Genomic DNA, 23,437 nt, shown 5'->3' with positions numbered 1-23,437 from the left:
AATCATCCAAATGTAAGTGCCAGTTAACCTTTGACACCTGAAATGGCAACCGACTCAATAATTTGTTTCTGGAAGATTAGGAATATAATCAACACAGGTAACAAGGCTATAATGGAAGCTGCCATAATAAGCGGATAGTCTGTCTGAATGGCATAAGTCGCATTAAAATTCGCGATAACCAGCTGCAATGTCTGCGTTTCTGGCGAGTTCAAGTAAATAATCGGTGCCAAGTAATCGTTCCAAATTCCCATAAACCATAAAATAAGCTGTGCCGCCACTGCCGGCTTAATGAGCGGGAACGTAATCGACGAATAAAGTCGGAAGTAAGAGCTTCCGTCAATTTTAGCAGCTTCGATAATAGCATCCGGTATACTGAGCAAATATTGCCGCAAGAAAAAGATCATGACTACATTACCGAACAAGCCGGGAACGATCAGAGGCAACAGCGTATCTATCCAGCCAAGTTTGGAGAACATCATAAACTGTGGAATCATAACTGTTGGGTAAGGAATCATCATGGATGCGATGAGTGCCAAAAACAGTTTATTTTTATGAGGGAATCTCAGCTTTGCGAATGCAAAAGCAGCTACACTAGATGTGAAGGTACCCACAACCGTGACACTTACAGCCACAATCACGCTGTTCTTGATCCCGCTTAATAGAGGACCTGCTTCCCAAATTTCCTTGTACTTACCAAACTGAAACACCTCTGGTATCCATACTGGTGGGAGTGCAAAGACATCCTGCTTTTCTTTTACTGAAGTGGACAACATCCAAAGCAACGGCGCGATCATCGCAATCGCTCCAATCGCCAGTACAATAAAGATAATGATATTGGTAACTTTCGTTTTTTGACTATGGGACATAATCAGCCTCACTCCTTTCCGCGAAAATCAATCCCCATCAAAGGATGATTTTTCATTCATTTTAAATTGAATCAAAGTTACGATAAAAATGAAGATGCCGAGAATCATAGCCATCGCGGAGGCATATCCCATTTGCAGGTTTTTGAATGCCTTATCCCAAATATAGAAGACAATTGAGGCGGATGAGTATTCCGGACCCCCTGTAGGTGTCATAATGTTCATTTCAGTAAAGATTTGCGAACCACCAATAATGTTGGTAACGACCAGGAAGAAGGTTACTGGTTTCACCATTGGCCAAGTGATATTGCGGAACATTTGGAATCCACTAGCTCCGTCCAGCTCTGCTGCTTCATAATAAGAGCGAGATACGCTTTGCAGTGCAGCCAGATATAGCAACATTGTATATCCGAGACCTTTCCATACAGTCATGAGAATCAGGGCCGGCTTGACTGTGTCCTTATCCATCAGCCAGTTAGGTCCCTTAATACCGAACAGTTCAAGGAATTGGTTCACCAAACCATAATCTCCGTTATAAGCCCAGTTCCACATAATGGAAACCGCAGCCAACGAAGAAATGACCGGAATATAATAAATCACACGGAATGTCGTGGTACCTGGAATTTTGCGATTCAGCCCCAGTGCCAGCAGTAAAGCTAGTACCAGACCGATTGGAATACCCAACATTAAGAAAAGAGTATTGTACATCGATTTGTAAAAGAGTTCATCGCTAAATAAATCCTTAAAATTGTCGAACCCAATAAAGTTCATTTGTCCCAATCCGTCCCAGTCTGTAAAAGAGCCGTATAACGAATAGACAAACGGGAACAACGTAAAGATTAGCAGACCGAGAATAGGCGGAAGAATAAATAAGTATCCATATATCTTCTCTTTGCGGTAGAGATTAGATTTGGTTATCACAGGGCTCACCTCTGTTTCTGATTTGGAATGAAGATGATGTTAGCAGCATGATATTCAGCCACTAACATCATCCTTTTCCCCTCTATTTACGCATTATTTCTGTGATTTTTTCTCTTGCTCCACCGCTTTATCCAGCAGTTTCTGCATCTTCGGTTGTTCTTGCTTCACATAATCTGCTGCCGTAATTTTGCCATCCAGCACAGGTTGGATATCTGTGAAGAAAATATCGTACCATTCTGCGTTATACGTATAGTTACCTGGTAATGCACGTCCATAGTCTTTTACGATATCAATAAATTCTTGTTTGTTGTTAGGCTTTGTTTTTGTATCTTTGACCCACTCATCAGCCATATCCAGCAGATTCGGAATCTGTACCTTGGCATCTACGAGTTGCTTCATGCCTTCTTTGGAAGTAGTCAGATAGTTAACCAATTCTACAGCTTCATCTGGATATTTTGTTTTAGAGGAAACACCGATACCCAGAGAACCAATCCATGTTGCAGGTTTGCCAGTCGATCCTGTTGGGAAAGGCAACAAATCATATTCGAATGGCAGCTTTTCAAAAGTACTCATATCCCAAGGGCCTACCGGGAAGAAGGCCATTTCGCCCTTCATCCAGCGCTGATATGTGTCCAAAGTTTGTGATTGTTCAATGCCAGGTGTGATTTTGTATTTGTTTTGCATATCAGCAAAGAACTGAAGCGCTTCCGCAAATTTCGGATCGTCAATCGTTACTTTGGTTTTGCTCTCATCCAGCCAATCAGCGCCATTACTCCATACAAAGGCTTGCAATGCCCACTGAACGTTAAAGCCTGTTCCGTATTGATCTGGCTTGCCATCTCCGTTAGTATCTTTGGTCAGCTCTTGGTTAACCTTAATGAACTCCTCCCATGTATACGGTTTGTCTTTGTCAGGCAATGGAACACCTGCTTTTTCAAACATGGTTTTGTTATAACCCAAGGCGAATGGACCCAAGTCCTTCGGCATACCGTAAATATTTCCTTGACCAGCCATTTTACCGTCATAGCGATACAAATCTACACCGTATTTCCAAATGTTATCCAGATTTATATCCTTGCTCTTCTCAATATAAGGTGTCAGATCCTTCAACACCCCACTGTTAACATAAGCTTTCAAATCTCCAGGGGCATAATAGAAGATATCTGGAAGATTGTTACCTGTAATTGCAGCTCTAAGCTTTGTAGCATATTGGTCTGCTGCAGTCACGACCATTTTAACCTTTACACCAGGATGTTCTTCTTCAAATTTTTTGATAACATCCTTATAAGCCTTCTGCTCATCCGTTCCTCCACGGAACATGAACGTCAATTCCTTGCTACCATCGCTACTGGAACTTCCTCCACTACAGCCTGCCAGTGCAGCAACCATCAACAATAGAACAGCCATTGTTAGCGCAAAACCTTTTTTCTTTGTCAACGCGACCCCTCCTAAATTTAAATGAAACCGCATACATTAAGTGTTAAAATAACTTCATACCACTCGGCCTAATCTTTAACTGTGCGGTATACAACCCGTTGTTGATTGCCGCTGTGATTATCATCCCTCTCATATGCCATATAATTAACATTTACCTTTATCAATAATGAATTCGTTTACAAATAAAATATAGCACGCCATTCTACGGTTCGTCAATGCATTTTTCAATCTTTTTAAATAATTATAAAACATAGATTGGAGTAACTTAAAAAGCAAAAATAAATCGCATTTAAGTTGTTTATAATTATGAAAAGTATCATTAAAACTTAAATGCGATTTAATTTATAGAAAAACGCCTTATTTTAGATTGCATTTCTCACTCCTCTTCTTTAGTAAAAAAAATTTACAGAAAAGCAGTTTACTTCTTTATGATTTTATTTTAACATAAATCAAAGTAAAAATATAAGCGCTTACATAACATATTTTATAGATAAGGATGGGCTATAGCTATGATTTATATTAAGGACTTAATGTCGGGGTTAGATATTTTCAAGGCGCTGGGCTCGGAAATCCGCATTCAAATTCTTGAGTTACTTGCTGTTCAAGGACAAAGTATGAATGATATTGCGAGCAAGCTGAATTTGAGCAACGGCACCATTACGATGCATATTCGTAAACTGGAAGAATGTGGGCTTGTGGAAATCAATACGGTAAGCGGTAAACATGGAACCCGAAAAATGTGCTATTTAAATAAGGAAAAGCTAATGGTAGATCTGCGCAGCAGAGAACAAAAAAATGTGTATGAGGTTGAAATTCGCATTGGTCATTATAGTAACTACCAGGCAGTTCCAACTTGTGGATTAGTGACCAAAGACAGCATTGTCGGCGATTTTGATGACCCACGCTATTTTGCAGATCCCGCGCGACTGGACTCTGAAATGATCTGGATGGCAGAAGGCTTTCTTGAATACCGCATTCCAAACTACTTAAAGGCGAATCAATCCTTTACCGAAGTTCAATTTTCCGCAGAACTGGGATCAGAGGCACCGTGTTATTGTGAGGACTATCCGTCTGATATTTGTTTTCATGTAAACGGTATTGCCATCGGTCACTGGACGAGCCCAGGCGATTTTGGAGCTGTTCCCGGGGTTCTCAATCCCGATTGGTGGCCTCCACACTTGAATCAGTACGGCATGTTGAAGTTAATTCGCATCAATCAGCATGGAAGCTTTATTGACGGGTGCCGTATATCAGAGGTCACCATAGACGATATTGGACTTGATTACAAAAGCGATATTACACTGCGTTTATCCGTATCTGATCAATCGCAAAACAAAGGAGGGCTCACTATTTTTGGTAAAAGGTTCGGAAATTTCAGTCAGGATCTGCTTGTTCGTGTTCTTTACGATGTACACGAAGAGGATAGCTCCAACTCCTAACTTGTCACAAATAAAAAGGCCGAAGTCTGCATTCATCGAATGCATGTCCTCGGCCTAAATCCTAGTCCTCGCCTAAAGAAATATAAATAAATAGATAGAAAATGAGCGCCATGCCAAACATCAGCCAGCTAAAGGACAGCAAATGTATTTTTTCCCCGGCATATATTACCCATCTCCAAATATCCGCAAGAAGCACCAACGGCTGCAGCAGCATATCCCAGCTATTCCAGCGTGCAAACCTGCCTATATATACGCCGATGCTAGCCAGCCACAACATGGCAAGAACTACAATCCATGCGAGCCACCCTGAACAAATCTTCCTCAACATACGGTGGATCATCCATACACATAGAGATGTAAGAAAAAGACCCATTCCAGCAGCTGAAAAGGACGTAAATAAGATTAGCCAAAATCGAGTGTTCAGCCAAAAACGCGTACCAGGATTCACATCGTACAAACGGAATGCATGGAGTAGTTCGGTCACTAAATAAAGAGCATTTGGCAGAAAAAACAACCACACCCATGCAGCGAAAAATAAAAGAATATTTCTCACTTTTGCATTTCGCAATCTGGATAAAGCCACCATTAACAACGAAATAAACACCGGAACCCAGGCCAGGAATATGTCCCAGTACAGAAATTGATACATTCTCGTCCCACTTGTAGACTGTAAATATATAACGAGTGCGAAACAGCCCAACGTAGCTACAAGCAGCACCGCCAACATACCGGGCAGCTTGTAACCCTTCCTTCTTAACAGCAAACTTTTCATCTACCTCCTGCCTGGACACACGTAATTACGTTCTTTCTTTTTTTCTTATAGCGCTTTCATATTGAGCAAGGACTTTGGTTTAGTCCACGTTGCGTATGTCCTCAGACACATGATTTGTTATCGTCAAAGCCTCAAAGGTAACATCACAGCCTTCTCCCACTGGTGATTGTGCGACAACCCCAACTTTTAGCTGGCTGGAAACATTCATCCCAAAATATCTCGCCAGCTTCCAATGCTGACCATCTGATGAATAATGAAAGGCAAAGCAATTTCCAGCTCGTGTTACTCGCAAATATGGATTAGAAGCATCCATCGCTTCCGATATACAATCGTCGGATGTATCCCGTGTGACGACACTTAGGATCGAAGGGGTATTTTCAAAATATTCAAAGCATATTTTAGCCCAATGCGTATCATCAGCCATCACCATCAAGCATCCTGAATCATAGGGCTGCTTCATATCGACACGAACCCTCGTCCATATTGTAAAATCTCCTTGAAGGGTGGTGTGCAGAAATGGAGCGGACGATTTGATCACTGCGCCAGATGGATCTCTAAAAAAATCTGCCTGTGCAGGTGCTGATACTTGTAAAGCTTTGGATTCATCGAAGCTCCATACAGTCGGTTCGTTGATCCACCCCCATCCTTCAGGCAAAATCTTGTTGGTAAAGCCCTTAAATACGTTCATATGGACACCATCCCTCTCTAGCCATTATAGTCAGAACACAGTGAATTTTGGGGCATATTCCTCCTTGATACCACTATATACGTTATCTTCCAGTCGTCAATGATAATCCCCCTGTCTTTCAGATTTATAAAAAAAGACTTGCCATTCTGAAATGTTGTGCTTATAATTACACCTAAATTGATACGGCAACAAATTTCAATGACGAGAACGAGTAAGCTATACAGCGGATTTGCAGAGAGTTGGGGCAGGTGAAAGCCAACATTCCGAGGGTAGCTGAACGCCATCTCTGAGAAGCGGGCTGAACCTGAAGTAAGCTCTGCCGCCTTTCCAGCGTTAACCGGAACACGTATTGATGGATACGTGAACAGAGTGTCATTTCCTATGGAATGAAACTAGGGTGGTAACACGGGTATAAACTCGTCCCTTTTACAGGGGCGGGTTTTTTTTGTTTTTCAAAAAGGAGGAAGCAACATGATTAATGTATCGACAGCAGTATCTATAACTGATTTTTTGACTCCGGCTGTACGGGAAATGCCGCCTTCAGGCATCCGTAAGTTTTTTGAATATAGTGCAGGCAGAACAGATATCGTATCGCTAGGTGTCGGTGAACCGGACTTTGTCACCCCTCAACATGTCAGAAAGGCTTGTATCACAGCATTGGAAAATGGCAAAACCTCATACACACCCAATGCAGGTCTTCCTGAGCTTCGCGAGGAAATTGCCGGATATCTGGAGAGCAGTTTTAGCACATCCTACAATCCGACAGATGAAATCATGGTCACTGTTGGCAGCAGTGAAGCGTTGGATTTGGCACTGCGCGCCCTCATTACAGCAAATGATGAAATACTCATACCAGCTCCCTGTTACATTTCGTATTCACCTATTACGTTTTTGAACGGAGGACATACCGTAACGGTCGAAACGTCCGCAGACCAGCAGTTTAAGCTGACAGCTGAGACGCTGAAATCCAAGCTAACTCCACAATCTAAAGTGCTTATTCTCTGTTATCCGAATAACCCGACTGGCGGGGTGATGACCTATGAGGATTGGCTACCCATTGCCCGTCTGGTTGAGGAGCATAATCTCGTCGTCATATCGGACGAAATTTATGCTGAATTGACCTATGAGCAACAGCATGTAAGCTTCGCTTCTTTGCCAGGAATGAAAGAACGTACCCTGCTGATCAGCGGCTTTTCCAAGGCATTTGCCATGACAGGCTGGAGGGTCGGCTATGTATGCGGTCCGAGAGAGTTTATTTCAGCTATGCTGAAAATCCATCAATATACAGCTATGTGCGCCCCTATTATCGGGCAAATTGCTGCAATTGAATCTCTGCGCAACGGGCTGGAGGAGAAAGATCGTATGATGGAATCCTACAATCAACGTAGAAAATGGTTCGTTGCCAGTCTATGTCAGACAGGACTTCCATGTCATGAACCGGGCGGTACCTTCTATGCTTTTCCCTCCATTGTGCACACAGGGTTAAGCTCAGAACAGTTTGCCAAGCGACTGTTGGAAGAAGAAGGAGTTATTACGGTTCCCGGTTCTGCATTCGGTCCAGGCGGCGAAGGCTTTATCCGCTGCTCGTATGCATCATCGCGTGAACAGCTGGAAATGGCTCTAGAACGCATCAGAGTATTCTTAAAACGCCTGTGAATCGATTTTCTCTACCATAAAATGAACATGAGCAGGAGATAAACGCTACTTCAGCAACTGCTGAATAAGCTTTTTCTGATGTGCTGGCATACCTTCCGGCCATTCCCCTACGCGGCAGTAACAAATGTCGGAGATTTCAGCGCTTGGCCGAAAGATACCGGGGATAACCCGGCCTGTAAAAATAAGATCCACACGGTTTGGCATCTGACCAAACTGAGCTCTCGCCAATGAGGTGATTTCTACCTCCAGCCCGGTTTCTTCCCGGACTTCACGCCGCAGGGCGGTTTCCGGCTGCTCTAGCTCCATCCAGCCACCGGGAATCCCCCACGGCTGCTTCCGGTATACGTGCTTTAATAGCAGCACTTCCCCGGCAGCATTCGTGAAAATACCCAGTACAGCAACTAAAAATTTATGTTGTGCCCGGTACACCAATGCATTTTTTAAGCGAGTGAACGGCGTATGCTTATACATGAATATAAGCCAATCCCGTGGGATTTTATTTACCAGCTTAGCCAGCATCGTACACCTCCTGTTGAGCATTTCTTTACGTCAAATCAATCAATGCGTTTGAACAAGTTAAATGAGGAGCTTAAGTATGTATACTAAAAAATTAATCTTTAGGTGACTGTAACTTACGGCTATATAACTGAGCATTTTCTATATCAAAACAAACAAAAATAATTTCATTCAACCCGGCATGTTCCTGTACAAAACGTGTCACTTCCCGTATAGCAATCTCGGCCGCCTTTTCCTTCGGGAATCGGTAGATGCCTGTGCTGATATTGGGAAAAGCAACGCTGCGTGCATGTAGTTCTAAAGCTAATTGCAGTGTATGACGGTAGCATGTCGCTAATAGCTCTTCTTCCTGATGTTCGCCACCATTCCATACAGGGCCAACCGTATGAACAACATATTGGGCATCCAGCTTGCCAGCCGTTGTATAAACCGCGCCTCCCACTGGACATCCCCCTTGCTTGTTTCTAATTCGGACACAATCTTCCAATATAGCCGGACCGCCAGCTCTATGAATCGCACCATCTACACCACCGCCACCCAGCAAGCTTGTATTGGCTGCATTGACGATAACATCTGCCTTACAACGGGTAATATCCCCTTGCACCACACGTAGGATGACGTTAAATAGTTCAATTTGGGTTTCCATTGATCCTTCTCCTCTTCTAAAAATCATCTTTATTTATATACTCATTTTATAATCACTACAAGCGATTTCTAATATATCGTCATAGGTTTTCAGTAGAAAATGTTTTAGATGTTTCCCCCGTGCACTAGCTATGGTAGCCATTAAAGGTGTATCTATAAGCTCATCAAAACTGCTACCTTGCACATACTTCTGCTCAGACATGCTTAAAGCCACATCGAGTTCTATCATATTAAAATAGTAAACTCCTGTAAATATAAGCTCATAGGGTACAAACTCGTCTACTGCTTCTGGCGCCAAACTCCCATTAATCTCTCCCTTCAAAACCAGCTCCTTCTTCGCATAATTCATATAGACATGATCCAAATAAACTGCATCCCGTCCATGCAATTCACCAAACGGAGTTTGAATAGCTATCATCTGAGACATCCCAATCTCCTTTCTTTATTTCTATTTCCCATCCAATAATATAAGAAAAGTTGCCACCGCCTGATCTACAAAAGCACGCGCTGGGCGGGACTTCATCATCACGGTAATCCCGATTAAGAAGGTGACCATCGTATGCGCCAAAGCTCTTGCATCCACGGTTACCTCAAGCTCCCCAGATTGAATACCACGTTCGAGGGTCTCCTGAAAGACGGCAGAAAGATACATCTGATGTTCCCTGGTTAAAATTTCAAATTTCTCATCATGAGGAGCTAATTCTACCATTGTATTTATACAAAAGCATCCTTTATTAGATCCATTCTCGTACTCATCTGCCACGATCCCTCCAAAAAAATTGAAAAACGCTTGTTTTACAGACGAGCTCCTTTGCAGTTCCGCCCTTACATATGCGGCATGAGATTGCGTATATTTACGCAGCGCAGCTTCGAATAACTGCTTTTTATCCCCAAAGGCAGCATATAGACTGGGGCGTTGTATTCCCATGCGGGAGGTTAAATCGCTTAAAGATGTGGCCTCAAAACCCTTTTCCCAAAAAACTTGCATCGCTGCATCCAACGCTTGGTCTTCATCAAATTCCCGTAGTCGAACCATACTTTAACCCCTTCTTTTTGTATCAATCAGTATATTAAGATTGTACTTTTACCCAAGTATGATGTCAAATATGTGTAGATTAAACTCTTGACATATCTTATTGACACGAGTTATATTGACCTAAAATTATTATGTACCGTTCAGTATATTATATTGATCGGTACATAAAATGCAGAAAGCGACGTGGTATGTGAAAATGAAGATGCCTAAAGAAAAAGCGATACTACTACCCCACCAAGCGATACCCAACACTGTGGAAGCAGCCCCTGCTCGTGTCCTGTCCCGATCTGTGGCACTCTTGTTTGCCATAGCCTGCGGGCTGGCTGTCGCTAACATTTACTATGCACAGCCATTACTGGATGCGCTGGCGCACGAGTTTGGCATTACACACTCATCCGTCGGTATGGTCATTACCGTCACGCAAATTTGTTATGCACTGGGACTGCTGCTGCTCGTCCCGCTTGGCGATCTTTTGAATCGGCGTCGCCTGATTACAGGACAAATGCTGCTATCCGTGCTGGCATTAATCGTGGTTAGCTTTGCCCCTACCCGTACAATACTGCTTACGGGAATGGCGATGGTTGGACTGCTGGCTGTAGTGACACAAACACTCGTCGCATTCGCCTCGACCTTGGCTAATCCGACCGAACGCGGACAGGTCGTAGGACTGGTAACCAGCGGAGTCGTTATCGGCATTTTGCTGGCACGAACCGTTGCCGGTGTATTAACTGATCTGGCTGGCTGGCGTTCAGTTTACCTTGTTTCTGCTACACTTACGCTGCTTATGGCTATGGCTTTGTTGCGAGTACTCCCAAAGAACGAACCTACAAGCGCTAGACTTTCCTATGCGCAGCTGCTTCGCTCGGTTATCACCCTGTTCGTCCAAGAACGAATTCTGCGTATTCGTGCTGTCCTTGCGCTGCTCATTTTCACAGCATTCAGCATATTGTGGACTTCGCTTGTACTCCCTCTCAGTGCTCCCCCATTGTCTCTTTCGCATACTGCTATAGGGGCCTTCGGCCTGGCTGGGGTCGCCGGAGCATTAGCAGCAGCCCAAGCAGGGCGGCTTGCTGATCAAGGCTTGGGACAACGAACGACAGGTATCGCACTAGTTGTATTGCTGCTGTCCTGGCTACCTATACGCTACACCGAGCATTCTCTATTCGCTTTAGCTCTTGGCGTCATTCTTTTGGATTTGGCTGTACAGGCTGTGCATGTTACTAACCAGAGCTTGATTTTTAACGTTCGTCCTGAGGCACGAAGCCGACTTACCGCGGGCTACATGATATTTTATTCCATCGGCAGCGCTTCTGGAGCCATTGCCTCCACTCATATGTATACCTATGCTGGGTGGAATGGGGTTTGCCTATTGGGGACCGGTGTCAGTGCTCTGGCTCTCATCTTTTGGGCGGTGACTCGACGTTCAACTTGATCGTAAAACCTATATTGATAAGATCAACAAAAGAAACGCCCGGGCCTTAACAACGGCCTAGGCGTTTCTTTTCTACTACTGTAAATTATCACTTGATTGCAATATAAATCAAAACGGGTTCATCTGGATTGCCATACACTTCAAAATCACCTGTGTAGGTCCGCTCCCCTTGTCCTGTGGCAGCCCATGCCCAAATTGTCTGCCATACACGGAAGACAGAAGAAGGTTCATGGGTTGCCTGAAAAATAGCGTAGCGTGCAGCGGGAATTACAAGTTCCTCAAGATCGTCAGGAGCTTGAAAATCTTCAGCCGCTTCCTTTCCGATAAAAAACGTATACTCGCCCAGAGCTCCATTTTCATAGTCAGTATAGCAACCATAGACGGAAGCAAGTCCTTCATGACCCTTGATCCGGCTTGCCACATCCTCACCTACAAAACGTTGCCACATTTTTGGAATGATCCCGTAGGGCGTTTGTTCCTTCTGATTATTGGTACGTGCTTTTAGTCCAATTAAATGGATTTCACCTCGGTACTCCTCACGAATGGGTCCATCAAATTGAAGCTCTGTATTCTCTGAAGACCGCCACCTCTTCAAATTCGGTAGGTAATTACGCAGCATCGAAGTTGCTTCTTCTGCCTGCATTCCCTCTTCTACCAGAAACGGCACACACTGCTGAATCATTTCCTCCATCGTCAAGTCAGGCTGTACAAATGCACCTTCCTTGTAACAATACTTGCAATACTCATCTGTTTTATGATGTTGTGCATCCGTTCCATATTGACCCTCATGCTCCAGCGGCATCCCACAACTTTGACAAGCTTTATCCATTTTCGTAAATCCCCTTTCTCCAACTCGTATCAGGTATGCCACCAGTATAACGAAACAAACCTGACAACTATGGGTCAGGTTTGTTTTACTTTAGTCTAATAATTATTCTATAATTCCTGTTCTTCTTCATAATTAGACGCAATACGCAACGCCATCTTATAAATCTTGTCTCGCAAATGGGCTGGTTCTTTGACAATCACATCCGGTCCGAGGCTTAAAATAAATCCGTACACCCACGCATCCTCAGGAAACGGGACTGAAACCGTGTAAATCCCTTCCTCCTGCTCGTTCAATGCTTCCACACCAAACCAATCCTCCGCCAGATGTCTTGAGGTGCGGTTAAATTGTAGCGTAAATGGTTGTACAGCGCTGAATGCCGTCATCCGCCCTTCATTCCACGGAAGCACTTCATTAGAAAGATCCCTGCGAGTGAAAGCCGTCTCTGTAACCACAGGCTCATTCATACGGGAAAGCTTGAACAACCGAAACTGCCCCCTGTCAGGACAATACGCATACACAAACCATTGTTGCCCTTTCAGCACAAGCGTATGCGGTTCCACATCCCGTTCTGTTCGGGCTCCTTCCGCATTTCGATAGGTAAAAGCAACCGTACGGGCTTGACTCATTGCCTCTTTTATCTTGATTAATTTAGCTTCCTGGACAGACTGATTTCCCCATCCCGAATGATCGACGATAAACTGTGTGGTACGGACACTAAATTGCTCTTTTTCAGACTCCGGTATAATGCTTTCAAATTTATGAAGTAACCGGGATACGTTGGGACCGCCCAACGACGAGGACAAACTCTGCAAGCCCATCACAATGTCCTTGATATCATGATCCGTCAACATACTACGATCAAGGCGATATCCTTCCATCAAGCCGATTCCCCCACCTGCTCCCTGATAAGTTACTACGGGGATACCCGCTAAACTAATGGCTTCAATATCTCTATAAATCGTCCGAATCGAAACCTCATACAAATCAGCCAGTTCCTTTGCTTGTATTCTATTTCTTTTCAGCAGCAAAATGACGATAGAAAGCAATCGATCAATTTTCATGTATTCAAAACCTTTCACCCTTAATAAAAATAAGCCATAAGCTCCTCATGATATCCCTGGCCTTGATATTCCAGTGCGTTCTTTTCTATACCATAAGTTTTAAACCCTAATTTCCTATAAAGCTCGACAGCTGCTTGATTGGCAGCCACCACACTCAAATTGATTTGTTTCAAGCCGTCCACTTTTCTACCTCGGTTGATCACTTCCATTAAAAGTTGCTTAGCGATTCCCTGACCTCGGTAAATCCGTGGTACATAAACTCCCCAAATCGTTCCTTTATGCTGCGTCTTTATTTTGTGCTCTCTTCTAAAACCAGTCATGCCAGCCAGCTGATGATCCTTTGTAAATGCACCAAGTATGTAATGATCTCTCTCATTTTGTATTTGCTTCACTACATCAATTAACGAAACTTGTACAGCTTCCTCATAGGAGGTTCCAAAAGCCTCGGGGTTCATTTTTAGGGCTTCCAGCCTTAAATTCCAATACGCTTCAGCGTCTGCTGGCTCTAGGTTCCTGATGATCATCATGGCTTCCCGTTCCTCCAATGGTTTTCCTCCATCTTACTCTATCTCCTATTTAATTTGAAACTATAATGTCTATATTAAAATAGCCTCAGATGCTAGATCCAACCGGATAAAGCGTCTGAAGCTTCAATAACTCATTACATATTATGACTCGTAGCGTTGCAGCACAATGACCGCGTTATGACCACCAAAGCCGAAAGAATTAGATAACCCAATATTCAGTGAAGCCTTGCGCGCTTCGTGAGGCACATAATCCAGATCACAAGCAGGGTCTGGATTGTCCAGATGCATCGTTGGCGGAATGATACCTTCCCGTAGACTTTGAACAAGCGCTATCGCTTCGACACCACCTGCGGCGCCTAGCATATGACCTAGCATGGACTTATTCGCAGTAACCGGAATTTGATAGGCATATTCACCAAACAGTTTATGGATCGCCAGTGTCTCAGCGATATCCCCTACAGCCGTACTCGTTGCGTGGGCACTGATCACATCCACTTCTTCTGGGGAGATGCGGGCCGAATGAAGGGCCGCTTTCATGGCTAGATAAGCTCCGGTTCCTTCGGGATGCGGTGCAACCATATGATAGGCATCTGAGCTCGCTCCATAACCGATAACCTCACCATAGATTTCGGCCCCACGCCGGGTAGCGTGCTCCAGCGACTCCAGTACCAGAATGCCTGCTCCTTCGCTCATAACAAAGCCGTCACGATCCTTGTCAAACGGTCGGCTTGCTATCGAAGGCTCCTCGTTGCGTGTTGACAAGGCAGTTGCATTCGCGAAGCTTGCCAAAGCCAATCGGGACACTGCAGCTTCAGCTCCACCGGCAAAAATGACATCCGCATCTCCTGTACGAATGGTCCGAAATGCCTCTCCAATTGCAGTGTTCCCAATAGAGCAAGCCGTCACAGGTGAAAGCGTAGGACCCATCGCTCCGAACGCGATACTAATTTGGGCAGCCGCCATATTTGAGATCATCATAGGTACCAGCGTCGGGCTAACTCTGCCCGGCCCACGCTGTAGCAGCACGTCCACATTATCTACCAATGTATCCAAACCGCCGACTCCTGATCCTACGTATACACCTACACGCTCCAGATCCGTGTGATCCAGTTCCAGACCAGAATCCTTGAGTGCTTGCTCAGCCGCATATAATGCAAACTGAGTAAACCGATCCATTCGTCTGGCATCCTTACGCCCCCACTGCTTTTCTGCATCAAAATCCTGTACCAATCCAGCAATTTGTGCTTTTAAATCAGACACATCAAATGAATCAATTTTACGTATACCTGAGTGGCCCTCCACCAAATTGTTCCACAGCGTGTCCACTTCATTACCTAATGGCGAAACGACACCCATACCTGTTATCACTACTCTTTGCATAAGCTATTCATTCCTCCTGCTCGATGGCTTACTTATAATCCTCATTTTACCCTCGCCTTATCCTATTACAAGTGTTTGTTTATCCTGGTATAATGAACACTACTATAGTAAACGCCTGAACTACTCACTTCACATACACTCATGAATGGAGAGAAAACACCTATGAAAACGGAAGCACGTTTGGAAGCACTATCTATTTTTCTGAAAACTAAAAGGGCCCGTTTACATCCGCATATGGTTGGTCTTCCTCCAGGGTCACGTCGCAGAACACCAGGTTTACGCAGAGAAGAAGTCGCTCAGCTGGCAGGTGTTAGTACAACCTGGTATACCTGGCTAGAGCAGGGACGGGATATTAAGGTATCCGCCTCTGTGTTGGATGCTATTGCTGCTGCCTTGCAGTTGAACGCGGATGAGCGTAAATATTTGTACGATTTAGCGCTGGAAGCAGGCTCACATAACCCTCCTGCTCCTGCAGAGCAGGCGATTATTTCTCCATCTCTGCAAAAGATCGTGCAAGAGTTGCACTACTGTCCTGCTATTATTTCAGATCGCCGTTGCCATATTGTCGGCTGGAACGAAGCCGCTGCTCATGTTTTTATGGACTTTGCCGAGCTACCACATGAGCAGCGTAATATGATCGAACTACTATTTACCAAAAAGGAGTTTAAAAGTCTGGCTGTGAATTGGGAGCACTTTGTAAAGGGGTTCCTTGCCATTTTTCGCGCTTATTATGGGCAATACGTAACCGATCCTTGGTATGCACAGTTTATCCAAAATATGAGTCAGGCCTATGGAGAGTTTAACGAGCTTTGGAATCAGAGTGAGGTAAGCTCCGCCCCGGAGGTGCTCATTGAATTTCGGCATGCCAAAGCAGGCAAAATGTTGTTTGACCTGACATCCCTTCAGGTACAAGGCACTGTCGATCTCCGTTGCAGCATTTACACCCCCAATGCGCAAACTTCTACGGAAAGTAAACTCCAAAAGCTAATGGAAGGCAACTAAAGGATTTCATCCCTCCTGTTATGAAGATATCTTTTTCCGTCCATACTACATCTACGATCTGTGCAAAATAGATGCCATATATGTGACAGAGCCGATAGCTTCAGCTGTGCTACTACCAGGAGGGAGGGAATCATCATGAAAGCCAAACCGACAAGTTCCCAGCACACACAAAACCAGGCACCATTGCCTGTTCCGGTACAATTTGACCGCAGCTGGCAGGATGAGCTGGACCAACGCCTGCACAAGGGAGGCCCTTGGGGGGATTGGGATCTGTATCAGCTGGCCATCGAAGCGGAGCAGGCCAAACTGGTGCCGAGCTTTGATGAGCTTCAATGTCTTCAGCATTTACAAGACCTCACTCCATTACCCCATCAACTCGATACCGCTCGAAAGGTATTATTTGAGATGTCCGGACGCGCCATTCTTGCCGATGAAGTTGGTCTGGGCAAGACGATTGAGGCTGGAATGATTCTTAAAGAATATCTGGTTCGCGGGCTGGCTTCCAAAGTGCTTATCCTTGTACCGGCTTCTCTGGTCCTGCAATGGGTGCGTGAGCTGAATAGCAAATTTGGCATTCCCGCAGTCGCTCAGAAAAAAGCATATTCTTGGTCTTCCGAGGTCGTCGTGGCTTCTATGGATACAGCCAAACGGGAGCCACATAGCAACATCCTGCTAGATACCGATTATGACCTGCTCATTATTGACGAGGCTCATAAGCTGAAAAATAAAAAGACGTCCAACTACCAGTTCATTATGAAGCTGCGTAAAAAATATTGTTTGCTCCTGACAGCAACACCTGTACAAAACGATCTATCTGAGCTGTTTAATCTGATCACGTTACTCAAGCCCGGTCAATTGGGAAGACAAGGCGATTTTTCAGCCAACTTTGTTGTGGATAAGCGTCTGCCCAAAAATGAAGATCAGCTCAAGGATGAGCTGTCTAAAGTCATGATCCGCAATCGTCGTGGAGAAGGTCCGGTTCAATTCACTAAACGAAATGTCTCCAACATCCACTTGGAGCTCTCGCCAGAAGAGCAGGCACTGTACGATGGGGTGACCTCTTTTGTCAAAGAACAATATCAGGCGAATGGCGGAAATTTAAGCAGCATGCTGTCTCTCGTTACCCTTCAACGGGAGGTGTGCAGTAGCCGGGATGCTGTGTTCGTCACGCTGGTCAATTTGTCCAAAAAGATGGCTCCAGACTCTCCCCTACGTGATCGTGTTTGGGACTTGGTCGCACACATTAAAGCAATCAAGGCCAATTCCAAAGCAGAAAAGGCGCTTGAGCTCATTCGGCAGATGAATGAAAAAGTGATCATTTTTACAGAATATCGAGCTACACAGGAGTATTTGTTGAACTACTTTCGCGATCGCGGTCTATCTGCCGTGCCTTACCGAGGCGGTATGAACCGGGGGCGAAAAGATTGGATGATGGATCTGTTCCGTGGGCGTATTCAGGTCATGATTGCCACGGAAGCAGGCGGCGAAGGCATTAACCTGCAATTCTGTCACCATATGATTAACTTCGATTTGCCATGGAACCCCATGCGTGTGGAGCAGCGGATCGGACGGGTGCATCGCCTTGGACAGACGCATGATGTGAATATCTTCAACCTGTCCACTACCGGAACGATTGAGGAGCATATTCTGCACCTGCTGCATGAAAAGATTAATATGTTTGAGATGGTCATCGGCGGATTGGATGTTATTTTGGAGAAGTTTGAAAAAAAAGAATCCATTGAAAAAAGTTTATATAAAATCATGCTTGAGTCCAGCAATGATGAGGAAATTCGCAAAAAAATGCAAAAGCTGGGCCACTCGCTGGATTCCATCAAACAAGAAATAGAACACATGCGCCCAGACCCGTCAGTCACTCCAAATGAAGCAACCAATAAGTCATCTTCAACAAAACAGCTTAAGGAACGGCTCTCAAGCGTAAGCTCAAGTGTCAACGAGGATTTGTTAGGCTTAACAGGTGATACCGTTCCTCCGACCAAAGTTCGGCGCAGTGTGAAAGGAGGTCGCTAGCTTGACCATGAATGCACAGCAGGTCCAGCGTTTTGTTCACACCTATCTGGAAGCTACCGGGTGCAGCATCATCGAGAGGTCTCCCCACCATGTAACTGTCAAACTATCTCCAGAGGCGGATAAAGCCTTAACAAATCGCCCTTACTATTGGGGATATGTAGAGCGTACTGGCGTTCCAGCGCAGACGATGTCCTTCACATTCATCTTTGATGGGGAAGCCTACCGAGCAGAACAGGAACGTTTAGCGGATCAGACGCCACCCGCTCCTGCAGCTGGCAATGCAGCACAAGATCAGGTCATGGGCCGTTACTTTGGTCATGTACCGACGTTGCCGCAACTAGGGCCAGGCCGCATTATGCAGGAGGAGCTTCGATATGGAAGCCGTCGGCTGCATCAAATTTTTGAAGCAGCTCGGGATGGAGGAAAATATGTTTATTTGTTCGAGCAGCCGGATGCCCGTCAGTTGTCTGCCCGTTCTCCTGTAGTCTATGAAGCTTGGCTCAGCGTCTGCTACAAAATTGAATTTGCTTGCGATTTGAAGCGTGAGGAACTTCAGTGGCTAGGTATTTCACTCAAAAGTGGCGCAATTGTAGCCAATTTCGGCTCCATGCTGGGCACCCGGCAGCTCAGCCCGCTGCTGGCAGGCAATATGCATGTACAGCCAGCGCGGCTATCTGTCCCGGAGGCTTCCGCCTCACTTGAAAGCTATCTCACCAAGCAGCTTCAACAGCAAGATTATGGTTGGGCTGAGCAGGCAAAGGAACGATTGCGCGAGGAACTAGAGGTTATTGATCACTACTATGATGATCTAATCAAGGAACAGAAAGAGGAAGAGGATAAGAAAGAACCCGTATTAGAGCAGTATCAAGCCCGCCGCAAAGAAATGGTATGGCAATATGAGCCAAAGGTACTTGTATCCGCCATTAACTGCGGGATATTTCATCTGCGCTAACTGATATCTCATGCTCCTTCGCGGGAGAGTTGCAGACATGTCGTCAAGTTGTAACATCTTGCTTCAGCCTACATCAGTTTCCGCTGCTGGAACCACAAGCGTGGTCAAGTCTGTCCCCTATTATCGACAGCAAAAAGCGAACCCGGATACGACATTTACGCCGACAGGGTGTAGCAGTCTTTTCATCGGACAGGCTGTATGCTAGTTAAAAAAGAATGCCTCCGTCGGCAAGCCATCCGACAGAAAGGTGGATTCCATTGAAGAAAAATCATTCCGGACACTATAGCGTAGGTATGATCGCAGCTGTCCTGATCAGCCTGTCCGCAGTCTGTCCGTTCGCTTCCATTCATGCGGCCCCCTCAGCCGTTCAAGAAAGCAATGTAAGCTCACCACCCAATCACAACGAAAGCTTCCAGGTTTCTCCAACGGAATCCAAGAGTCCTGCTGTTCCTTCTGCTTCCCCGGGTGATGTTTCATCAAAGCTTCCTGTTCAGCAGCAAGGGGTGCCTGACGAGGTGAAACAAACAGCGACCGACACGGTACAATCCCTATCGTCGCAATCCCCTTTTGCTTCGTGGAAAGATGCCGAGCTCAGCTACCATCCGCTTGGACCTGGAACCCATAGCTGGCTTGTTCAAGTAAACCATGCTGGAGAATATATCGGCTACCTGATTATCGGAGCTGACTCAAACGGTGCTTATCAACTCAACGAATACGGGAATGGACCAGGCGGACCTTATAGTATGGATGTACTTCGCCAATCTCTTAAGTCTCTCACGGAAACCGAGTTTTCTTCTACCGACAAGCTTCAAATCACACCCATGTATGAGGAACCTCTATTAGCCTACTGGCTGGTGCGTTCCTCTACAGGTAGTCCAATTTGTATTGATGCCGTTACTGGCGATCCGCTACCTGTAGAAGTAGCAGATGGGAGTTGGAAATACAAGCTTCATAACAACGCAATTTCTTCATCTACACCCTTTTTGAAAACTCAGCCACGAGCAGTTACTGTATCATCTGATCCTTTCGATCCCTATGATGATCTGGGCTGGCTTCAAGCGAAGCACAAACTTTCCATCCATAATACAGACCAGTTTATGGACACGCTAAAAATTTCACCGCGTTTGATCTTTTCTGCGACAAGCATCAATTTTGCCTTTGGGGGACCCTTATCCATTAGCGGGTATCAAGCCTGGATATCTCCAGAGCATCCGTCCGAACCCATTTTATATGCGTTGACCTATCACGATGGGCTTTCCCGATTTGTGCCACTAAAACAGTTGTGGACTGCCGGTGAATTTTACCATTTGTAATCTTACTTATTTTAAGATGAATAAAAGTAATTTGAAATTATCTTTATAACAACATAAAAAGAGACCTCAAATGGCATACTCCCATGCCTCTTGTGGTCTCTTTGGCGTGTTTAACGTTGCTCTCTTCGTTCTCTGCGCGTGGACTTTATCCACATTTTCAGAGCGAGGGGCAACATTCCAAACCATTTGCTCACCCACGGTTCCTTGGCTTGTTTTTGGCTACGTCGAACATCACGTGGTGTTTCCATATAACGCACAATTCGCTGTGTTATATACGTCACCAGTTCGTCACTCTTCGCCATCCTCATAACCTCCTCCATCTGTACCTAACATTTCCGATCACCGTGCTTAAAAATCGGATAAAACGTTATGTTCAGATAGAACTAGCTTGTACATTTTCCTTAGGCTTTAACCCCTGTGGAAATAACTATGCATGGTTTCCTTTAGATGGAACATACTATCTTTAAACATAACAGCTACCTCAAGGCTAATTGTTATGTTTAAAGGCAGCTATGCTGCTTATAAACTGTGTTTGTTAGCACCTGTTTTCACTAAACAATCAATTCGTTCATTGGAGGAATAGGACGTGTTAAATAAGAAATTAAACAGGATATGGCTGATCGGGCTAGGGTTGAGTCTTTGCATCCTTTGTAGCTCTGTATTTGCCCCGTTTGCTTATGCAGCTACTCAGCCTGATAAAAAATACACCGAAACAAAAAGGCATACAGATAGCCCGTTCAACACACATTCGTCCTATCACGCTTTTGCCAAGCCCGTGGTCCTGATTGATGTAGGTCATGGCGGTGTGGATGGTGGAACAAGTCACAAAGGACTTTTGGAAAAAGATATCAATCTTGCCATAGCTCAAAAACTGTACTTGATCTTACGCTCGCAGGGCTACCCTGCGGTCCTGAATCGGGACAAGGACTACGCACTGAGTGATGATAACCGTTGGTTGCAGTCCAAATCCCGGCATCTTAAGGACCTTGCCCAACGTAAAAGCTTGACGGAGCAACTTCCCACTGCTTTGGTTGTAAGCCTGCATGTCAATTGGGCCAAACGGGCTGACAAACGCGGTCCCATTGTGCTGTATCAGGATGAAGGCAGCAGCTACCTGCTGGCAGAGCATATTCAGCACTCGCTCAATCGCTTATTTTGCATGAATAGAGAAACAGTGTACGGAAAACCCTTTTATCTTCTGAATAAAATCCAGCCTCCCGCTGTCATTGTGGAGACCGGATTTATCAGCAACGAGCAGGACAGAGCCATGCTTTCCGCAGATCGCGGTCAAAAAAACATTGCTGAAGCTCTTGCCGAAGGTATTATTGCGCATCTGACGGCATGGTAATATTAGTGACTGGGTCACCTGTCCATCCCCATACATCACGCGCCAAATCGCTAATGCCAACAAACTGAGCATGTTCCTTTACTTTAGGAACCGATGAATGAAGTCCTGAGGAGGTATTCATGCCGGACACACCGACATGTCCAATCGTCACACAGGTGTCATGCTCAGCTAACCATTCAACCACCTTGGTAAGTTGCTGATTTACATGAGCAATGGTATGCACATCGTCCAAAAAAACATCATTTCTCACTGGTGGCATTCCTTTTTTGGCGGCAAGCTCAGGTACGACTGACCAATAATTAGTTCGACTATCGACGAAAAAAAGTCCGTGTTCCTTACACACATCAAGAACAACAGACATAATGCGCTTGTCTGAGGTGACCTTGGAGCCCATATGGTTATTCATTCCTATGGCATAAGGAACATCCTTAATCGCTGCTGTCACCTTAGTGCGTACTTCTTCATCCGTCATATTGGCCTTGATCGCTCCAGGTCCAAGCCATTCGGGCTTTCCCTGTTTTGGCTCCATTGGCAGATGGACAATAACATCATGACCGCGCTTGTGCGCTTCCATAGCATCCTGCTTGGTTGTAGGCAGGAAGGGCATTACAGCGACAGTGATTTTGACAGGTAAATTTAAAATCTCCTTGGTCCCTTTCATATTGTTTCCTAGATCGTCAATAATGACGGCAACCTTCTTTTGTTGCTCGTTCTGCTGGCCAATGGCTTCGGCAACAGCAGTTCTACAGACCAGCAATAGCATACAAACTGAAATGCAAAGCACTACAGTTTTTTGAATTCTAGAGCATCCATGGTGTACAAGCGCATAAGATGGTTCCTTCCGGCTACGTGATTCCTTTAAAACCTTTTTAATGATATTTCTCATGTGCAGCTTCCGTCGTGTACTCATTTGCGGGTCAGCCTCCTTCTCTGTCCCTTCATTGTGTGAGTAAAATCGTCTAAATATGTATAAGGCAGACCCGAGTATACTCCCTGATCTGCCTTACAGTGTGTAATAACGTATATTAAAGCCAATTACCAGTTTTTATCAATAAATTCATCACGACCGGATTGGGCTCGATCTTCCTTATAATGCTTCACATTCTTTTTGTGATAATCCTGATGATAATCCTCTGCTGGATAAAAAGTCGAAGCCGGAAGGATTTCCGTTACTATTGGCTTATGAAAGCGTCCACTTTGTGCCAACTGCTCCTTGGATTGTTGTGCAAGCTCTCGTTGCTGCTCCGTATGATAAAAAATTGCAGGTTTATATTGTGGGCCTCGATCCTGAAATTGACCTTCTCCGTCGGTAGGATCTGTTTGCGGCCAATACAATTCAAGTAGCTTTTCATAAGAAAATAGCTCAGGATCAAACGTAATCTGCACCACCTCAAAGTGCCCGGTTGTTCCTGTTTTAACCTGCTCGTAGGTCGGATCGGAAATCGTCCCTCCAGTATAGCCTGAGACAATACTATGAATGCCCGGCTGCTCCTCAAACGGAGTCACCATACACCAGAAGCACCCACCTGCAAAAGTTGCTTTTTCCATCTTCCATCCAACCTTTCAATAGCTTCATCTTAAAATGCGTTATT

25 protein-coding genes and 1 other annotated feature are annotated in these 23,437 nt (G+C 45.0%); of the genes, 9 read left to right on the top strand and 16 right to left on the bottom strand.

Going from position 1 to position 23,437, the window contains the following annotated elements; all coding sequences use genetic code 11:
• Window positions 1-23: 23 nt before the first annotated feature.
• The 3 genes from ABEW32_RS20975 to ABEW32_RS20965 all read right to left on the bottom strand — a co-directional run bounded on the left by ABEW32_RS20975 (window position 24) and on the right by ABEW32_RS20965 (window position 3,221).
• Entirely contained in the window at window positions 24-866 is an 843-nt protein-coding gene (locus tag ABEW32_RS20975) for a carbohydrate ABC transporter permease (protein WP_430191421.1), read from the bottom strand.
• A gap of 27 nt (window positions 867-893) precedes the next feature.
• A complete protein-coding gene (locus ABEW32_RS20970; RefSeq protein WP_013370548.1) occupies window positions 894-1,784 on the bottom strand; it encodes a carbohydrate ABC transporter permease in 891 nt (296 codons plus the stop codon).
• Window positions 1,785-1,877: 93 nt separating this feature from the next.
• Window positions 1,878-3,221 carry an ABC transporter substrate-binding protein gene (locus ABEW32_RS20965; RefSeq protein WP_430191419.1) on the bottom strand — a complete coding sequence of 448 codons (1,344 nt, stop codon included), beginning with the start codon at window positions 3,219-3,221 and terminating at the stop codon, window positions 1,878-1,880.
• 509 nt (window positions 3,222-3,730) lie between these two features.
• Here ABEW32_RS20965 and ABEW32_RS20960 point away from each other — a divergent pair.
• Window positions 3,731-4,660 carry an ArsR/SmtB family transcription factor gene (locus ABEW32_RS20960; protein WP_430191417.1) on the top strand — a complete coding sequence of 310 codons (930 nt, stop codon included), beginning with the start codon at window positions 3,731-3,733 and terminating at the stop codon, window positions 4,658-4,660.
• 61 nt (window positions 4,661-4,721) lie between these two features.
• Here the strand turns inward: ABEW32_RS20960 and ABEW32_RS20955 are convergent, their stop codons facing one another.
• Together ABEW32_RS20955 and ABEW32_RS20950 are read right to left on the bottom strand one after the other, a co-directional pair.
• The gene (locus tag ABEW32_RS20955; RefSeq protein ID WP_430192014.1) at window positions 4,722-5,423 is read right to left on the bottom strand and encodes a DUF1361 domain-containing protein; all 702 of its coding nucleotides are present in this window, start codon (window positions 5,421-5,423) and stop codon (window positions 4,722-4,724) included.
• 88 nt (window positions 5,424-5,511) lie between these two features.
• Window positions 5,512-6,120, bottom strand: a complete 609-nt coding sequence (locus tag ABEW32_RS20950) for a DUF1349 domain-containing protein (RefSeq protein WP_430191415.1) — start codon at window positions 6,118-6,120, stop codon at window positions 5,512-5,514.
• A gap of 189 nt (window positions 6,121-6,309) precedes the next feature.
• Window positions 6,310-6,548: a binding site (T-box leader), on the top strand.
• Between the two features lie 43 nt (window positions 6,549-6,591).
• Between ABEW32_RS20950 and ABEW32_RS20945 the strand changes: the two genes are divergently transcribed.
• On the top strand, window positions 6,592-7,776 hold the full coding sequence (locus ABEW32_RS20945; protein WP_430191413.1) for an aminotransferase class I/II-fold pyridoxal phosphate-dependent enzyme: 1,185 nt from the start codon (window positions 6,592-6,594) through the stop codon (window positions 7,774-7,776).
• 45 nt (window positions 7,777-7,821) lie between these two features.
• Here ABEW32_RS20945 and ABEW32_RS20940 read toward each other — a convergent pair whose 3' ends face one another.
• The 4 genes from ABEW32_RS20940 to ABEW32_RS20925 form a co-directional block, all read right to left on the bottom strand.
• Entirely contained in the window at window positions 7,822-8,295 is a 474-nt protein-coding gene (locus ABEW32_RS20940) for an NUDIX hydrolase (protein ID WP_430191411.1), read from the bottom strand.
• 91 nt (window positions 8,296-8,386) lie between these two features.
• The gene (locus tag ABEW32_RS20935; protein ID WP_430191409.1) at window positions 8,387-8,938 is read right to left on the bottom strand and encodes an O-acetyl-ADP-ribose deacetylase; all 552 of its coding nucleotides are present in this window, start codon (window positions 8,936-8,938) and stop codon (window positions 8,387-8,389) included.
• Between the two features lie 33 nt (window positions 8,939-8,971).
• A complete protein-coding gene (locus tag ABEW32_RS20930; protein ID WP_430191407.1) occupies window positions 8,972-9,364 on the bottom strand; it encodes a hypothetical protein in 393 nt (130 codons plus the stop codon).
• Between the two features lie 21 nt (window positions 9,365-9,385).
• A complete protein-coding gene (locus ABEW32_RS20925) occupies window positions 9,386-9,973 on the bottom strand; it encodes a TetR/AcrR family transcriptional regulator (RefSeq protein ID WP_430191405.1) in 588 nt (195 codons plus the stop codon).
• Between the two features lie 196 nt (window positions 9,974-10,169).
• Between ABEW32_RS20925 and ABEW32_RS20920 the strand changes: the two genes are divergently transcribed.
• Window positions 10,170-11,405 carry an MFS transporter gene (locus ABEW32_RS20920; protein WP_430192012.1) on the top strand — a complete coding sequence of 412 codons (1,236 nt, stop codon included), beginning with the start codon at window positions 10,170-10,172 and terminating at the stop codon, window positions 11,403-11,405.
• Window positions 11,406-11,493: 88 nt separating this feature from the next.
• On the opposite strand, the gene ABEW32_RS20915 is transcribed toward ABEW32_RS20920, so the two are convergent.
• From ABEW32_RS20915 to fabF, 4 genes are all read right to left on the bottom strand, one after another.
• Window positions 11,494-12,234: a zinc ribbon domain-containing protein gene (locus ABEW32_RS20915; RefSeq protein ID WP_430191403.1), complete on the bottom strand. Its 741-nt coding sequence runs from the start codon at window positions 12,232-12,234 to the stop codon at window positions 11,494-11,496.
• Between the two features lie 107 nt (window positions 12,235-12,341).
• A complete protein-coding gene (locus ABEW32_RS20910; protein WP_430191401.1) occupies window positions 12,342-13,295 on the bottom strand; it encodes a helix-turn-helix transcriptional regulator in 954 nt (317 codons plus the stop codon).
• A gap of 20 nt (window positions 13,296-13,315) precedes the next feature.
• A complete protein-coding gene (locus ABEW32_RS20905; RefSeq protein ID WP_430191399.1) occupies window positions 13,316-13,840 on the bottom strand; it encodes a GNAT family N-acetyltransferase in 525 nt (174 codons plus the stop codon).
• Window positions 13,841-13,963: 123 nt separating this feature from the next.
• Entirely contained in the window at window positions 13,964-15,202 is a 1,239-nt protein-coding gene (fabF, locus tag ABEW32_RS20900; RefSeq protein ID WP_430191397.1) for a beta-ketoacyl-ACP synthase II, read from the bottom strand.
• A gap of 162 nt (window positions 15,203-15,364) precedes the next feature.
• Between fabF and ABEW32_RS20895 the strand changes: the two genes are divergently transcribed.
• The 5 genes from ABEW32_RS20895 to ABEW32_RS20875 all read left to right on the top strand — a co-directional run bounded on the left by ABEW32_RS20895 (window position 15,365) and on the right by ABEW32_RS20875 (window position 20,497).
• On the top strand, window positions 15,365-16,204 hold the full coding sequence (locus ABEW32_RS20895) for a helix-turn-helix transcriptional regulator (protein ID WP_430191395.1): 840 nt from the start codon (window positions 15,365-15,367) through the stop codon (window positions 16,202-16,204).
• Between the two features lie 135 nt (window positions 16,205-16,339).
• Window positions 16,340-18,232 (top strand): DEAD/DEAH box helicase, encoded by a 1,893-nt coding sequence (locus ABEW32_RS20890; protein WP_430191393.1) that lies wholly within the window; start codon window positions 16,340-16,342, stop codon window positions 18,230-18,232.
• Between the two features lies 1 nt (window position 18,233).
• The gene (locus tag ABEW32_RS20885; RefSeq protein ID WP_430191391.1) at window positions 18,234-19,184 is read left to right on the top strand and encodes a YqhG family protein; all 951 of its coding nucleotides are present in this window, start codon (window positions 18,234-18,236) and stop codon (window positions 19,182-19,184) included.
• Between the two features lie 37 nt (window positions 19,185-19,221).
• The gene (locus ABEW32_RS20880) at window positions 19,222-19,389 is read left to right on the top strand and encodes a hypothetical protein (protein WP_430191389.1); all 168 of its coding nucleotides are present in this window, start codon (window positions 19,222-19,224) and stop codon (window positions 19,387-19,389) included.
• 52 nt (window positions 19,390-19,441) lie between these two features.
• Complete coding sequence (locus ABEW32_RS20875) at window positions 19,442-20,497, top strand: hypothetical protein (RefSeq protein WP_430191388.1); 1,056 nt, start codon at window positions 19,442-19,444, stop codon at window positions 20,495-20,497.
• Window positions 20,498-20,607: 110 nt separating this feature from the next.
• Here ABEW32_RS20875 and ABEW32_RS20870 read toward each other — a convergent pair whose 3' ends face one another.
• Window positions 20,608-20,799, bottom strand: a complete 192-nt coding sequence (locus ABEW32_RS20870; RefSeq protein WP_430191387.1) for a YqzE family protein — start codon at window positions 20,797-20,799, stop codon at window positions 20,608-20,610.
• 284 nt (window positions 20,800-21,083) lie between these two features.
• Between ABEW32_RS20870 and ABEW32_RS20865 the strand changes: the two genes are divergently transcribed.
• Window positions 21,084-21,845 carry an N-acetylmuramoyl-L-alanine amidase gene (locus ABEW32_RS20865; protein ID WP_430191385.1) on the top strand — a complete coding sequence of 254 codons (762 nt, stop codon included), beginning with the start codon at window positions 21,084-21,086 and terminating at the stop codon, window positions 21,843-21,845.
• On the opposite strand, the gene ABEW32_RS20860 is transcribed toward ABEW32_RS20865, so the two are convergent.
• Complete coding sequence (locus tag ABEW32_RS20860) at window positions 21,820-22,755, bottom strand: divergent polysaccharide deacetylase family protein (RefSeq protein WP_430191383.1); 936 nt, start codon at window positions 22,753-22,755, stop codon at window positions 21,820-21,822. The two genes, ABEW32_RS20865 and ABEW32_RS20860, sit on opposite strands and share 26 nt — an antisense overlap.
• A gap of 125 nt (window positions 22,756-22,880) precedes the next feature.
• Window positions 22,881-23,393 (bottom strand): peptide-methionine (S)-S-oxide reductase MsrA, encoded by a 513-nt coding sequence (msrA, locus tag ABEW32_RS20855; protein ID WP_430191381.1) that lies wholly within the window; start codon window positions 23,391-23,393, stop codon window positions 22,881-22,883.
• Between the last annotated feature and the right edge of the window lie 44 nt (window positions 23,394-23,437).

The sequence above is a fragment of the Paenibacillus jamilae genome (assembly GCF_050482105.1).
Classification (GTDB): domain Bacteria; phylum Bacillota; class Bacilli; order Paenibacillales; family Paenibacillaceae; genus Paenibacillus; species Paenibacillus jamilae_B.
This window is presented reverse-complemented; position numbering and strand designations above follow the sequence as displayed.

Excerpts from the sequence above, each read along its gene's own strand:
- ABEW32_RS20975 (WP_430191421.1), bottom strand. The coding sequence starts at position 866 with ATGTCCCATAGTCAAAAAACGAAAGTTACCAATATCATTATCTTTATT.
- ABEW32_RS20960 (WP_430191417.1), top strand. The coding sequence starts at position 3,731 with ATGATTTATATTAAGGACTTAATGTCGGGGTTAGATATTTTCAAGGCG.
- ABEW32_RS20950 (WP_430191415.1), bottom strand. The coding sequence starts at position 6,120 with ATGAACGTATTTAAGGGCTTTACCAACAAGATTTTGCCTGAAGGATGG.
- ABEW32_RS20945 (WP_430191413.1), top strand. The coding sequence starts at position 6,592 with ATGATTAATGTATCGACAGCAGTATCTATAACTGATTTTTTGACTCCG.
- ABEW32_RS20940 (WP_430191411.1), bottom strand. The coding sequence starts at position 8,295 with ATGCTGGCTAAGCTGGTAAATAAAATCCCACGGGATTGGCTTATATTC.
- ABEW32_RS20935 (WP_430191409.1), bottom strand. The coding sequence starts at position 8,938 with ATGGAAACCCAAATTGAACTATTTAACGTCATCCTACGTGTGGTGCAA.
- ABEW32_RS20930 (WP_430191407.1), bottom strand. The coding sequence starts at position 9,364 with ATGTCTCAGATGATAGCTATTCAAACTCCGTTTGGTGAATTGCATGGA.
- ABEW32_RS20925 (WP_430191405.1), bottom strand. The coding sequence starts at position 9,973 with ATGGTTCGACTACGGGAATTTGATGAAGACCAAGCGTTGGATGCAGCG.
- ABEW32_RS20920 (WP_430192012.1), top strand. The coding sequence starts at position 10,170 with ATGAAGATGCCTAAAGAAAAAGCGATACTACTACCCCACCAAGCGATA.
- ABEW32_RS20915 (WP_430191403.1), bottom strand. The coding sequence starts at position 12,234 with ATGGATAAAGCTTGTCAAAGTTGTGGGATGCCGCTGGAGCATGAGGGT.
- ABEW32_RS20910 (WP_430191401.1), bottom strand. The coding sequence starts at position 13,295 with ATGAAAATTGATCGATTGCTTTCTATCGTCATTTTGCTGCTGAAAAGA.
- fabF (WP_430191397.1), bottom strand. The coding sequence starts at position 15,202 with ATGCAAAGAGTAGTGATAACAGGTATGGGTGTCGTTTCGCCATTAGGT.
- ABEW32_RS20895 (WP_430191395.1), top strand. The coding sequence starts at position 15,365 with ATGAAAACGGAAGCACGTTTGGAAGCACTATCTATTTTTCTGAAAACT.
- ABEW32_RS20890 (WP_430191393.1), top strand. The coding sequence starts at position 16,340 with ATGAAAGCCAAACCGACAAGTTCCCAGCACACACAAAACCAGGCACCA.
- ABEW32_RS20880 (WP_430191389.1), top strand. The coding sequence starts at position 19,222 with ATGTCGTCAAGTTGTAACATCTTGCTTCAGCCTACATCAGTTTCCGCT.
- ABEW32_RS20870 (WP_430191387.1), bottom strand. The coding sequence starts at position 20,799 with ATGGCGAAGAGTGACGAACTGGTGACGTATATAACACAGCGAATTGTG.
- ABEW32_RS20860 (WP_430191383.1), bottom strand. The coding sequence starts at position 22,755 with ATGAGTACACGACGGAAGCTGCACATGAGAAATATCATTAAAAAGGTT.
- msrA (WP_430191381.1), bottom strand. The coding sequence starts at position 23,393 with ATGGAAAAAGCAACTTTTGCAGGTGGGTGCTTCTGGTGTATGGTGACT.